The following is a 12,880-nucleotide window of genomic DNA, read 5'->3' on the forward strand; positions in this document are numbered from 1 at the left end:
CAGGTGCACCACGGCGGCGGGCAGCCCGGCCATGCCTGCGGCGGCGCCGGGACGCACCCGCAGCACGACAAGCACGCCGGCCACACCCCCGAGATGTTCCGCAGCCGGTTCTGGGTGTGTCTGGCGCTGACCATCCCGGTCGTCCTCACCAGCCGTCTAATCATGGACTGGCTGGGTTACTCGCTGGACTTCCCCGGTGTTTTGTGGGTTGGTCCGGTGCTCGGGTCGGTGGTGTTCTTCTACGGCGGTTGGCCGTTCCTCGTCGGCGCGGTCCGCGAGGTCCGCGACCGCGCCCCCGGCATGATGCTGCTGATCGGGATGGCCATCACCGTGGCGTACGTCGCCTCCGCGGCGACGAGTGTCGGCCTGTTCCGCCTGGACTTCTGGTGGGAGCTCGCCGCCCTGGTCACGATCATGCTGTTCGGCCACTGGCAGGAGATGAAAGCCATCGGCCAAGCCCGGGGGGCCCTGGCCGCGCTGGCCGCCCTGCTGCCCGATGAGGCCGAGCGGGTCGGCCCGGGCGGAGCCGTCGAGCGGGTGGCGGCGGCCGAGTTGCGGGTCGGCGACAGGGCGCTGGTCCGCCCCGGTGGACGCGTGCCCGCTGACGGGCACGTCGTCGAGGGCGGCGCCGAGCTGGACGAATCGATGATCACCGGCGAGTCGCGGCCGGTCCCACGTCGGGTGGGGGACCGGGTGGTCGCCGGCACCGTGGCCACCGACTCGGCGATCCGCGTCCAGGTCGACGCGGTGGGGGAGGACACCGCCCTGGCCGGCATCCAACGGCTGGTCGCGCAGGCGCAGGCAGCCGGTGGGCGGGCGCAGGCGCTGGCCGACCGGTTCGCCGCGTGGCTGTTCTACATCGCCACCGCCACCGCGCTGCTCAGCCTGATCGTCTGGTCCGCGCTCGGCCGGGTCGACCAGGCCGTCGTCCGTACCATCACCGTGCTGGTGATCTCCTGCCCACACGCCCTCGGCCTGGCGATCCCACTGGTCATCGCCCTGTCGACCAGCGTGGCGGCCAACTCCGGGATCCTGGTCAAGGACCGTCTCGCCCTGGAACGGATGCGCACCGTCGACGCGGTCCTGATCGACAAGACCGGCACCCTGACCAAAGGCCAGCACACCGTCACCGGCGTCGCCGCCGCCGACGGCACCAACGAGGACGAGGTGCTGCGCCTGGCCGCCGGAGTTGAGGCCGACAGCGAGCATCCCCTCGCCCGGGCCATCGTCGCCGCCGCCCAACGAGTCGGACCGGCAAGCGGCTCGGAGTTCCGGTCGCTGCCCGGCCGCGGGGTGCAGGCCACCGTGGCCGGGGCGGCATACGCGGTGGGCGGCCCGGCCCTGCTGCGGGAACTGCACGCCGACGTCCCTGCCGAACTGCGCCAGGCCGAGCAGGCGTGGTCGGCGCGCGGCGCCGCCGTGCTCTACCTGGCCCGCCTCGACGGCCCGCCCCAGCTGCTCGGCGCGCTGGCGCTCGAGGACGAGGTACGCCCGGAGGCCCGACAGGCCATCGCCGAGCTGCGCCAACTCGGAATTCGGAAGATCGCGATGATCACCGGTGACGCCCGCCCGGTCGCCGACGCGGTCGCCGCCGATCTCGGTTTCCGTCCCGGCGAGGACGAGGTCTTCGCCGAGGTGCTACCCGCCGACAAGGACGAGATCGTCGCCGGCCTGCAACAGCGCGGCCACCGGGTGGCGATGGTCGGCGACGGCGTCAACGACGCCCCCGCCCTCGCCCGCGCGGACGTCGGACTGGCCATCGGCGCCGGCACCGACGTGGCCATCGAATCCGTCGGCGTCGTCCTCGCCTCCTCCGACCCGCGTGGCATCTCCGCCACCGCCCGCCTGTCCAAGGCGTCCTACCGCAAAATGGTCCAGAACCTCGTCTGGGCCGCCGGCTACAACGTGGTGGCCATCCCCGTCGCCGCGGGCGTCTTCGCTTGGGCCGGTGTGGCACTCAGCCCGGCCGCCGCCGCCGTGCTCATGTCCGCCTCGACCATCGTCGTCGCCCTCAACGCCCAGACGCTGCGCTGGGTGCACCTCACACCACAGGACCACTGAAGACGCATGTCAGTCCTGTCAGTCGCTGGCGCTGGCAACGGTCGCCCCGCTGACCGTCACGGCGCGGTAGGGACGCGTCCGGGGGAGGTTGAGGGCCCAACCGGACCTCGGTCGTCCTCAGTGCCGACCCAGTCAGTAGCGGTCCTTGAGGATCTTCTTCATCTGTGTGATCTCTTCCTCCTGTGACTTCACGATCTGGTCGCAGAGCTCGATGATCTCGGGGTCGGTGATATCTGATTCCTGGCAGACCAGCACGGCCCGGGAGTGGTGCGGGATCATCGACTTCAAGAAGCCCTCGTTACCCACGAACGGCTCGGTGCGCACGGCAGCGAATCCGCCGATGAAGACAGCAGCGAACGCGATGTACAGCATGATGTTGAGACGCTTGTTGGTGAACATGCTGCTCATGACGCCCATCATGATCACGCCCATGATCGACACCATGATCAGTGACATGTAGAAGTTGCTCAGGTTGAGGTAGAAGTCGCCGAAGCGGCGGATCTGCGACAGGGTCAGGACGAACATGACGACCAGACTCACCGCCAGGACGACACCGAACCGAACATAGTTCTGCTTCATCGCTCCTCCGGAGTGGACAGCGTGGTGAGCATCGGGCAAGGGCCCTCAGTACCCGGGTAGACCAGATCCAACCGACGCAACTCTCACCACGCTTCGTCGAGGCGTCCCACCAGCGGATGACATCTTCTGGGTGAGGACGCATCGGGCGGGCATGGGTCCTAACGTGCGGGGGTGGACAGCGTTCACCTGCCCCGCCGGCTGCTGCTCGCCGGACTCGGCTCAGCTGCAGTGGCAGCCGTTGCCGGCTGCGAGTCGCACCGCGCCACATCCTCGACGCCCCGGCCAACGAGCAGCCCACGGCCGACCGGCGCATCGCGCGGAGCCGGGGCGGCGCTGCGGCGAAAGATCGCCAGCCTGCTCGTGGTCGGCTTTCGCGGCGCCCAAGCCCCGAACTGGATCATCAAGGCGGTGCGGGACGGTCTGGGCGGTGTGATCCTCTTCGACCAGGACCTGGAGAGCAAGTCGGTGCGTAACATCCGCTCGCCCGAGCAGGTTACGGGCCTGGTGAATACCCTGAAAAGCGCCTCGCCCGGCCGGCTCATCGTCTCCATCGACCAGGAAGGTGGCCGTACCGCCCGCCTCAACCCGAGCAACGGCTTCCCGGCGACCAGGTCGGAGGCCGAGATCGGCGCGGAGAACTCCACGTCGGCGACCGGCGACTGGGCGCGAGGACTGGTGGCGGGGCTGACGCGGATCGGGGTCAACCTGAACTACGCCCCGGTCGTCGACCTGAACATCAACCCCGACAGCAGGGCTATCGGCAAGCTGGGTCGCAGCTTCTCGGCCGACCCGGACGTGGTCGTCAGCAACGCCACGGAGGAGATCCAGGCGCACCGGGCGGCTGGTGTGAAAACCTGCCTGAAGCATTTTCCCGGATCGGGTAGCGCCGCCGGAAACACCGATTTCGAGGTCGTCGACGTCAGCGACACCTGGCAGGTAAAGGAACTCGAACCGTTCCAACGGCTGATCCAGGCCGGCCTCGCCGACTCCGTCATGGCCGCCCACGTGCTGAACAAGCAGCTCGACCCGGCGTACCCGGCGTCGCTGTCAGCCGCGACCGTGACCGATCTGCTGCGCGGCCGGCTCGGCTGGCGCGGGCCGGTGGTCAGCGACGACATGCAGGCGGTCGCCATCACCGACCGGTACGGTGCCGCCGAGGCGGTCGCCCTGGCGTTGCAGGCCGGCCTCGACCTGCTCGTCTTCGCCAACCAGCAGGTACACAACGAGAGAGTCGTCGAGGAAACAGTCGACACGATCACCAATCTCGTCCGGGCCGGGCGCATCACCGAGGACCGCATCGACCAGTCCGTCGCGCGAGTGGATTCCCTCCGCCCGAAACGCTGACCGAGGTGCTCCGGGCACGCTCCAACCCGTGTGCGTGCTCGCGGCACAACATGCGTCGGCTACTACCTCATGATAGTAGAAGTGGGTGAGGAGACGGCTGGATCGGCAGACGCCGGACCCGACGATGGGCTTGTCACGTGCCGGGTGAGGGTCCGGTAAGGCAGGGCACCCTCTGATTTCGGCCCAAGATCTCGCACAGTGCCTGACGGCGAGCGGCGAAGGGAGACAGCACCGGCCGGCGGGGCCCCGGATGGCCGAGCGCTCGGTGAGCAGCTTGGGAGTCAGCAGCGCGGAGGGAAGCGGAATGTACGCAGGGGCAGCGAGCATGGCCTTGGTGGCCGCGCTCATTGTCGGCGGTCTGTACCTGGCCCACCGGGCTTTGGCGATCGCTGCCTCACCGCTGGGGAGCGTGCCCTTCCAGTCCGGGTGGCAGCCTGAGGAGCACGCGTTGTCGCGCTACCACGTTCGGTGGTACCTGGCCACGCTGCTCTTTCTCGCGTTCGACGTGGAGATGCTGTTCATGTACCCGTGGTCGGTGGTCGTCGCCCGGCTCGGGGCCACAGCGATCGTCGAGATGTTCGTCTTCCTCGGGGGAGTCTTCCTTGCGGTGCTGTGGGCCTGGCGGGAAGGCGCGCTGCGATGGGTCTGAGCGACGCGGTGAGTCGGCTCGCCGTCCGGCACGCGCACGTGCTTGTAGCAGAGGCGCCGGGGCACTGGGTGACCCGGGCCGCGGTCGAGCGCCACGTCCTGGCGCGCGGCTGGCGGCTGGCTTTGTCCCCGGCAGAGGCCGACATCCTGGCCGTCTGCGGCCCACCGCCCTCGCAGCTGGCGGAGCCGCTGCACCGGCTGTGGGAGCAGATGCCCGGCCCGCGGGCTCGCATCGATGTCGAATCCCCGCATGCCGTCCCGCCCGCCCTCGTCCTAGCGCAGGAAGATCTGCTCGACCTCAACCGGCAGCGGACCGACAGCCAGGACCGGTCATCCGGCCACACCGCGATCGGCCATGCCCACACCGGCGACCAGCTGCCCCACGAACGGCACGCGCCACAGGAGCACGCCGACCACACCCCGGAGCGCCGCCATGGCGGCGGACAGCAGGACGAGGCGGCCCATGAGCCGCACGCCGACCACGGCAACGGCGCCGACTCCGCGGGAAGCCAGGAACGTCCACACCGCGCAGCGCCGGCGCATGAGGGGCACGGCCACGTCGGCCACGAGGAACCGCCACGCGGCGGCGGTGAGCACGCCGACGACGACGGCGGCCAGGGGCATGGCGATCACGGCCACACCGAGCATGGCGACCACGACCAGAAGGCGGCCCGTGGGCAGGCGGGTCATGGTGGTGGTGCGGCGCACCCCGGGCACGAGGACCTGCCCTCTGAGGGCCACGGCGACATGAGCCATGCCGGGCACGCCGCCCACGCCGATTCTGAAGACGTCCATCACAAGGGGATGGGGCAGTCTTCCCACGGCGCAATGACGCACGAGGGCCACGGCGGAATGGAGCATGGCGGCATGGCCCACGGCGGCATGGAGCACGGGGGTATGGACATGGCCCCCGGCGGTATCCCGCTCGCCTCCGGCGGTGAGGACCGCGACGGCTTGGAGATGGACTTCCTGCACCTGCGACTTGGCCCGGTCCTGGCGTACTGGCCGGCGGGCCTCGTCCTGCGGTGCACCCTTCAGGGTGATGTCATCGTCGATGCGGAGACCAGCCTCGTCACCGCGACCGATCCCGCCGCCGAGCCGGAGCGCCGGTACGCGCCGGAGGACCTGCGCCGGTTCGCCGCCAGACGCTGCGACAACGCCGCCAGCCTCCTGGGCCTCGCCGGCTGGGGTGATGCCGCCTCCCGCGCTCGGCGTATCCGTGACGCCCTGCTGTTCACCGATGACCGTGACGGGCCAGCAGGGGAACTCGAACGGCTGCGCCGCGTGGTCGGCCGGTCGTGGTGGCTGCGGCGCTCACTGCACCGCATCGGGCCACTGGATGCGGACGACCTCGCCCGCCGGGGTCTGCCGGCCACCATGGCAGGCGACGTGCGTGACCGGCTGCTGGCCATGCTCAATCACGCGGCGAACAGTATCGGCGGCCAGCGGCCCGCTGGCTCGTCGCTCGGCGTACCCGTCGACGCGATCCCTGATCTCGTACGCGGGTGGGACCTCGCCACCGCCCGCCTCATCGTCGCCAGCCTCGACCTCGACCCCCTCGTCACGGACCGCGAGGTGAGTCATGCCTGACGTCACCGTGCTCCCCGCCGGCTGGGCGCTGGCCGCCGCAGCACTGCTCGGACTGTTGGCGGCCGCGGCCGCCGCCTTTGACGGGTTCCTGGCCTCATGGGCATCCGGCGCAAGCTCCTCAGGGCTGAGTCAGCCGTTCGGTGAGGTGGCCCGGCTGATGCGCCAGCGGCGGCGGACCACGGTAGCGGGGGACAGCCTGCTGTGGCGTATCGGCGGGGCGGGACTGCTGTTCATGGCGTTGATGATCATCACGGTGGTGCCGCTGGGGCGGTGGACGCTGTTCAACCTCGATGTGGGGGTGATCTGGTTCAACGCCATGGACGTTCTGGCGTGGGCGTTCGTGTGGCTGACCGGCTGGGGTGCCAACTCGGCCCACTCCCTGATCGGCGGTTACCGGTTCCTCGCCCACGGCCTGGCCTACGAACTGCCGCTGATGTTCGCGCTCGTGGCACCCGCAGTAGGTGCGTCGAGCCTGAACGTCGGGACGATCGCCGCCGCCCAGCAGGGCCTCTGGTTCGTCGTCTGGATGCCGGTGGCCTTCCTCGTCTTCTGCCTGGGCGTCCTCGCGATCGCCGTCTGGGGACCCTTCTCCCCGGCCCTCGGCGCCGACGTGGCCGGCGGTGTGACCGCCGAACTGTCCGGCGTCGACCGGCTGCTGTTTCAGGGTGGCCGGTACGCGCTGCTCGCCGCCGGGGCCGCGTTCGCGGTGCCGATGTTCCTCGGCGGCGGCGCCGGCCCGCTGCTGCCCGACTGGGCCTGGGTGCTGATCAAGACCCTTGCCCTGCTGGCCGCATTGGTGTGGCTGCGCCGCCGCCTGCCCGCGGTACGACCGGACGTGTTCATGGAGGTCGGGTGGATCGTGCTGCTGCCCGCGGTGCTGCTGCAGGACCTGGTCGTCGCGGTCGTCGCCGTAGGGAGGGGCTGAGGTGGTCACCCACGTCGTGTTCTGGGCCCTGGCGGTTGTCGCCGTGCTCGCCGGCGCTGCGGTGTTCGTCGTCGACTCGATGGCCCGCGCCAGCTACGCGCTCGCCGTGTCGTTCATCGCCGTCGGTCTGCAGGTGCTGCTGATGCAGCAGAACTACGTCGGGGTGGTGACGATCCTGATGATGGTCATGGAGATGGCCGTCATGGCGGTCTACATGGTCATGTTCATGGGCATGAACCCGGCGCTGATGCCGATGAGCATGGTCCACGACAACCGGCACGCCCTGGCGGTGTCCATCGGCGTGTTCGTCCTGCTGGCCGCCGGGGTGCTGCTCGTGCCGTGGCCCACGCGGCGCGGTGCCCCGCCCGTCGACGTCACCGAGGCGTTGGGGGAGGAATTGATGGGTCCGAAGATGCTGGTCATGACCGGCGTTGGGGCGGTCATGGCGGTGACCATCGTCGCCGGCGTGGTCCTCGCCGCCCACCGGACCCGCTACGACCGGTTCGGCGACGACCTGCGCCGGCGACCGGCCGACGACCCGCAGCCCGGAGGGGTCGGCCGATGACCCTGCAGACCGTGCTGCTCGTCGCGGCCGCGCTGTTCAGCGTCGGCCTCTACGGCGCCCTGTCCCAGCAGGTCGTCGTCATGGTGATGATGGGGCTGGAGCTGATGCTCAACGGTCTCATCCTGGCCGGCGCCGGATTCTGGTGGTTCCTCGCCCCGCACCCGTCCGGGCAGGTCCTGCTGCTGGTCATCATCACGGCGATGACCGTCGAGATGGCGATGGGCTTCGCCGTGGCCACCCACCTGCACCGGGTACGCCGCACCGACATGACCGACATGGCCGCGGACCTGTCCCGATGAACGGGCTTGCGCAGGCGGCGCTCTGGTCACTGGTGGCCCTACCGGCTGGCGTCGGCGCGTTGCTCGCGTTCGACCGGCGGGCTGACCGGCTCGCGGCACCCGTCGCGCTCACCGTTGCCACCGGGTCGGTGGCCCTGTCGGCGGTGGTCGGGGTGGCCCGGCCGCGGGTGGCGGCGCCGTTCCTCGCCGGCACCGAGTTCGCGCTCGCCGTCGACGGGCTCGCCGCCCTGGTGCTGCCGATGTTGACGGTGGTCACCCTGCTCGTGCTACTCGCCGCAGCAGGGGAGATCCGCCGCTCCCGGGCCCGCTTCCACGGCCTGATGCTGCTCTTCGCCGCCTCCGTCGCGCTCACCGCCACCGCGGCGACGCTGCCCACCCTGCTGTTCGCCTGGGAGATCATGGGCGCCGCCTCGTACGCCCTGATTGGGTTCTGGTGGCGCGACTCCGACCGGGTGTCCGCAGGCCTGACCGCGTTCGTCACCACGCGCGCCGCCGACCTGGGCCTCTACCTCGCCGCCGGCGCGGCCCTCGCGGGCGGCGCCGGTCTGGCGTTGCGCGATTTGCCCGACAGCAGCCCCGGCTGGCGGCACCTCATCGCCGCCGGGATGCTCATCGCCGCGCTGGGCAAGGCCGCGCAACTGCCCTTCTCGTTCTGGCTTTCTCGGGCGATGGCCGGCCCGAGCCCGGTCAGCGCGCTGCTGCACTCCGCGGCCATGGTCGCCATGGGCGGTTACCTGCTGCTGCGCGTCGAGCCGCTGCTGGCCACGACCGGGTGGGCGGGCCCGGCCACCATGTGGGCCGGAGCGGTGACGGCGCTCCTGCTGGGGGCGGTGGCGGTCGCCCAGCGGGACCTCAAGCAACTCCTCGCCGCCTCCACCTCCGCCCAGCTTGGTTTCGTGGTGCTAGCCGCCGGGGCCGGCGGGATCGCGGGCGGCGCGACGCACCTGATCGCGCACGCCGCCACCAAGGCCTTGCTCTTCCTCGCGGCCGGAGCTTGGCTGACGGCGCTGGGCACCAAGCAGCTCGCCGGGCTGCGCGGGGTCGTCGCTCGGTGGCCGTGGGTCGGGTGGACGGCAACCGTCGGTGCGCTCGCGCTCGCGGGGATGGCGCCGCTGTCGCTGTGGGCGACCAAGGACGAGGTCCTCGCGGCGGCCCTCGAGCAGTCGCCGTGGCTCTACGCGGTGGGGTTGGCCGCGTCGGCGCTCTCCGCCGCCTACGCGGGGAAGGTGCTGGTGGTCATCTGGCGGCGGGTCCCCCCCGACCAGCAGGCCGACGTCGACGCCCACCGGGACGAGGAGGAGACGGCCACCAGGCGGGTCGGCGTCCTACAGCAGGCGCCGCTGGTCGCGCTCGCGATCGGTGCGGGGTTCGCTGGCCTGCTGGCTCTGCCACCGGTCGGCGCCACGGTCGCGCGGACCGTCGGGCAGCCGGAGAAGTTCCACGTGTCGCTGCCGGAGCTTGGGGTGTCGGCGGTGATCGCACTGGTCGTCGTCCTGGCGGTCGCCCGCCGCCCGATCCCCGAGCCGCGCTGGGCGCTGCACTGGCTCGGGCTGGAGCCCGCAGCACGAGTCCTGGTCGTCCGACCGACGCTGCGCTGCGCCGAGGCGTTGGCCCGTTTCGACGACCGGGTCTTGGACCGGGCCGCGGTAGCCCTGGCGCGCACGGTGCTGAGCCTGTCCCGCCGGGCCGGCTCGTTCGACGACCGGGTCCTCGACCGGGGCGTCGAATTCGCCTCGGCCCGGACGCTACGGATGGCCGCTCGGGCCGGCCGGGCCGACGACCGGTGGCTCGACGGGGCGGTGGAGGCGTTCGCCGCCGGGATGCGCCGGCTCGGGCAGTTCGCGCGCCGGCCGCAGACCGGACAGCTCTACCAGTACTACCTACAGGCCGTCGTGGTGCTCCTCGTCGGTGTCGTCGTCCTCGTGGTGTTGGGGTGAACCCGTGCTCAGCGTGATTGTCTTCCTTCCCCTGTTCGCAGCGGTGGCACTGGTCGCGCTGCCGCGGCTGGGAGACACCGCGGCGCGCTGGACCTGGATCGCCGTGACCGCCGTCGATCTCGCGTTGATCGCCGTCGTCTGGTGGCGTTACCACACCCCGCCGACCGGTGAGCTCGCCTTCGCCGAGCGGGCGGCGTGGATTCCCGGCGTGAACAGCAGCTACCACATCGGTGTGGACGGGCTCTCGCTGCCGCTGGTGGTGATGACCGCCGTGATCTTCCTGGCCTGCGCGGTGTACGCACTGCACGAGCGACACCGGCCCCGAGGGCAGGCGGCGCTGTTTCTGTTCCTGCAGAGCGTCAGCCTCGGTCTGTTCGTCGCCGCCGACCTGGTCCTGTTCTTCGTCTTCTTCGATCTGTCCATCGTCGGCATGTACTTTGTCATCGCCGGCTGGGGCCATGGCAACTGGGCACACTCGGCGCTGAAGTTCTTCCTCTACACCTTCCTCGGCTCCCTCGCGTTGCTGGTTGGGTTCATCGGCCTGTACGTCGCTGCCGCCCCGCACACGTTCGACATGCCGGAACTCGTCGCCACGCCGCCGTTGCAGGGCCGGCCGGTCGCGGGTGGGCTGGTGCTGGCGGCGATCCTGCTCGGTCTGGCGGTGAAGACGCCGACCGTGCCCTTCCACACCTGGCTGCCGCCGGCACACACCGACGCACCGGCCGTCGGCTCGGCGGTCCTCGCCGGGGTGCTGCTGAAGATGGGCACCTACGGCTTCGTCCGCATCGCCATGCCGATGCTCCCGCAGGCGTGGAGGGCGTGGGCCTGGGTGGTCGTCGTCGTCGGCGTCGTGTCGGTGCTCTACGGGGCGCTCGTCGCGCTGGCCCAGTCCAACGTCAAACGCATGATCGCGTACACGTCGGTCAACCACATGGGCTACATCGTCCTCGCCGTCGGCGTGGCCGGCCTGGTCGCCGCCGACACCGCCCAGGCTCGCGGCGTGGCGGTCGTCGGGGCGGTCACCCAGATGGTCAGCCACGGCCTGATCACCGCGGCGCTGTTCCTGCTCGCCGGCGTCCTGCGGGACCGCGCCGGCACCTACGACATGCGTGACTTCGGCGGGCTCGGCGCGCCCGCGCCGACCTTCGCCGCGCTGTTCGCCGTGGGTGCGTTCGCCTCCCTCGGCCTGCCCGCCTTCTCCGGCTTCATCGCCGAGTTCCAGATCTTCACCGGCAGCGTCGCCGCGGCACCGGTCACCGCCGTCGCCGTGCTCGGCATCCTGATCACCGCGGCGCTGTTCCTCCGCGCGCTGCAACGCGTCTTCACCGGCGACACCACCGGCAGGTCCATCGGGTTCACCGACCTGCGCGCCCGCGAACTCTGGTCGGTCGGGCCGCTGCTGCTGCTGTCCCTGCTGATTGGGGTGCTGCCGCGCCCGCTGCTCGACGTCATCGAACCGGCAGCCCACGCCGTCGTCGGCCTGCTCGGGCGGTGACCGGTGGAAACGGAGATGATGCGACCGCTGCTGCTGGTCCCCGAGATGCTGCTCGCCGGCGGCGCCCTCGCCGCTCTGATCGGCGGTTCCTTCGTCCCCCGCCACCGGCAGTGGATCATCCGGATCTTCACCGCCGTCGTGCTCGTCGCCACGATCGTCGTCGCCGCGATCCAGTTGGGCGAGCCGGCGACGAGCGCCTTTGACAACTCGTTCGCCGTCGACACGGCCACCGGGATCGCCCGCATCCTCGCGGCGTCCGGCACCCTGCTCATCCTGGCGATCGCGGCCGACGAGATCTCCGGTACCGCGCGGGAGAGCGAAACCTACAGCCTGCTCCTGTTCTCCACCGCCGGCGCGGTGCTGCTGGCCGGGGCGAACGACCTGCTCGCCCTCGCCGTCGGGTTCCTGCTCGCCAGCATCCCGCTCTACGCGCTGATCGGTCTTGCCCACACCGCTGCCGGCGCCGAAGCCGCGCTGAAGACGTACCTGTTGGGAGCCTTGTTCGGGATCCTGCTCCTGCTGGGCGTCACCGTGCTGACCGGCCTGTCCGGCACCACCACCTATCCCGAACTTTCGCAGCGCCTGCCGGACATGCCCCGCGGGGCGGTCGCGGTCGCTGCGGTGGCTCTCCTCGCAGGGCTGATGTTCAAGGCCGGCGGCGTACCCGCGCATTTCTGGGTGCCCGACGCCGCGCAGGGCACCTCCGCCACCGCGGCGACGTTCCTGACCACCGTTCCGAAGATCGGCGCGCTGATCGCCGTCTTCCGACTCGCCGGCGTCCTTCCCACCTCCGTGTCCTGGGCGGTCGCGGTGGCTGTCGTGGCAGCCGTCAGCATGACCCTGGGAAACCTGGCCGCCTACTGGCAATCGGACCCACGCCGGCTGCTCGGCTGGTCCACCGTCAGCCAGGTCGGGTTCCTGCTCGTGCCCATCGTGGCCATTGGACGAAGCGACCTGGCACTGCCGTCGCTGCTGCTGTACCTGGCCGGCTACACGGTGACGAACATCGCCGCGTTCGCGGTCACCGCCGCCCTTCCGGAGCACCGCGACCTCACCGACTTCCGGGGCCTGGCCTACCGGCGGCCGGGGCTCGCCGCGGCCCTGCTGGTCGCCCTCCTCGGCCTGGTGGGCACCCCGCCGACGGCGGTGTTCGTCGGCAAGCTCACCACCGCGACCGCCGCCTGGGACGGCGAGTACGCCTGGCTCGCCGTCGTCGTGTTCGTCAACAGTGTGCTCAGCCTCTTCTACTACCTGCGCTGGATCGTTCCCGTGTACCGAGAGCCCGGCGACTCGGCGGTGACCTCCGAGGCCGTCCTGCGGCGCGTCACGGCGCGGACGGCCATCCTCGCGTCGGCCGTCAGCCTGGCGCTGGGGCTGGTGGCCGGACCGCTCTGGTACGTGGTCAGCCGCTAGCCCTCGGTGACACTTTGGCTGCTC

General features: G+C 70.9%; 11 protein-coding genes. 10 read left to right on the plus strand and 1 reads right to left on the minus strand.

Features of this window, described 5'->3' with window-relative positions; genetic code table 11:
* Positions 1-3: 3 nt before the first annotated feature.
* Positions 4-2,061: a heavy metal translocating P-type ATPase gene (locus BFV98_RS30105; RefSeq protein WP_013476056.1), complete on the plus strand. Its 2,058-nt coding sequence runs from the start codon at positions 4-6 to the stop codon at positions 2,059-2,061.
* 132 nt (positions 2,062-2,193) lie between these two features.
* On the opposite strand, the gene BFV98_RS30110 is transcribed toward BFV98_RS30105, so the two are convergent.
* A complete protein-coding gene (locus BFV98_RS30110) occupies positions 2,194-2,640 on the minus strand; it encodes a DUF305 domain-containing protein (protein WP_013476057.1) in 447 nt (148 codons plus the stop codon).
* Between the two features lie 171 nt (positions 2,641-2,811).
* Between BFV98_RS30110 and BFV98_RS30115 the strand changes: the two genes are divergently transcribed.
* The 9 genes from BFV98_RS30115 (at position 2,812) to BFV98_RS30160 (ending at position 12,856) form a co-directional block, all read left to right on the plus strand.
* A complete protein-coding gene (locus BFV98_RS30115; protein ID WP_225319486.1) occupies positions 2,812-3,984 on the plus strand; it encodes a glycoside hydrolase family 3 N-terminal domain-containing protein in 1,173 nt (390 codons plus the stop codon).
* Positions 3,985-4,309: 325 nt separating this feature from the next.
* Positions 4,310-4,633, plus strand: coding sequence for an NADH-quinone oxidoreductase subunit A (locus BFV98_RS30120; protein ID WP_176739798.1), 324 nt, complete (start codon positions 4,310-4,312; stop codon positions 4,631-4,633).
* Positions 4,624-6,222: a hypothetical protein gene (locus BFV98_RS33135; RefSeq protein WP_013476060.1), complete on the plus strand. Its 1,599-nt coding sequence runs from the start codon at positions 4,624-4,626 to the stop codon at positions 6,220-6,222. The genes BFV98_RS30120 and BFV98_RS33135 overlap by 10 nt, the downstream gene beginning before the upstream one ends.
* Complete coding sequence (locus BFV98_RS30135) at positions 6,215-7,147, plus strand: complex I subunit 1 family protein (protein WP_013476061.1); 933 nt, start codon at positions 6,215-6,217, stop codon at positions 7,145-7,147. The genes BFV98_RS33135 and BFV98_RS30135 overlap by 8 nt, the downstream gene beginning before the upstream one ends.
* Before the next feature lies 1 nt (position 7,148).
* Positions 7,149-7,712, plus strand: coding sequence for an NADH-quinone oxidoreductase subunit J (locus tag BFV98_RS30140; RefSeq protein WP_013476062.1), 564 nt, complete (start codon positions 7,149-7,151; stop codon positions 7,710-7,712).
* A complete protein-coding gene (locus BFV98_RS30145; protein WP_013476063.1) occupies positions 7,709-8,011 on the plus strand; it encodes an NADH-quinone oxidoreductase subunit K in 303 nt (100 codons plus the stop codon). Before BFV98_RS30140 ends, BFV98_RS30145 begins: the two co-directional genes overlap by 4 nt.
* Positions 8,008-9,948, plus strand: coding sequence for a proton-conducting transporter membrane subunit (locus tag BFV98_RS30150; RefSeq protein ID WP_013476064.1), 1,941 nt, complete (start codon positions 8,008-8,010; stop codon positions 9,946-9,948). Before BFV98_RS30145 ends, BFV98_RS30150 begins: the two co-directional genes overlap by 4 nt.
* 4 nt (positions 9,949-9,952) lie before the next feature.
* On the plus strand, positions 9,953-11,443 hold the full coding sequence (locus BFV98_RS30155; RefSeq protein WP_071098619.1) for a NuoM family protein: 1,491 nt from the start codon (positions 9,953-9,955) through the stop codon (positions 11,441-11,443).
* A gap of 3 nt (positions 11,444-11,446) precedes the next feature.
* Positions 11,447-12,856: an NADH-quinone oxidoreductase subunit N gene (locus BFV98_RS30160; protein ID WP_030271518.1), complete on the plus strand. Its 1,410-nt coding sequence runs from the start codon at positions 11,447-11,449 to the stop codon at positions 12,854-12,856.
* The last annotated feature ends 24 nt before the right edge of the window (positions 12,857-12,880 follow it).

The sequence above is a fragment of the Micromonospora sp. WMMB235 genome, from assembly GCF_001855515.1.
Taxonomy (GTDB): Bacteria; Actinomycetota; Actinomycetes; order Mycobacteriales; family Micromonosporaceae; genus Micromonospora; species Micromonospora aurantiaca.

Coding starts and splice junctions, on each gene's coding strand:
- BFV98_RS30110 (WP_013476057.1), bottom strand. CDS start 2,640: ATGAAGCAGAACTATGTTCGGTTCGGTGTCGTCCTGGCGGTGAGTCTG.
- BFV98_RS30120 (WP_176739798.1), top strand. CDS start 4,310: ATGGCCTTGGTGGCCGCGCTCATTGTCGGCGGTCTGTACCTGGCCCAC.
- BFV98_RS33135 (WP_013476060.1), top strand. CDS start 4,624: ATGGGTCTGAGCGACGCGGTGAGTCGGCTCGCCGTCCGGCACGCGCAC.
- BFV98_RS30135 (WP_013476061.1), top strand. CDS start 6,215: ATGCCTGACGTCACCGTGCTCCCCGCCGGCTGGGCGCTGGCCGCCGCA.
- BFV98_RS30145 (WP_013476063.1), top strand. CDS start 7,709: ATGACCCTGCAGACCGTGCTGCTCGTCGCGGCCGCGCTGTTCAGCGTC.
- BFV98_RS30150 (WP_013476064.1), top strand. CDS start 8,008: ATGAACGGGCTTGCGCAGGCGGCGCTCTGGTCACTGGTGGCCCTACCG.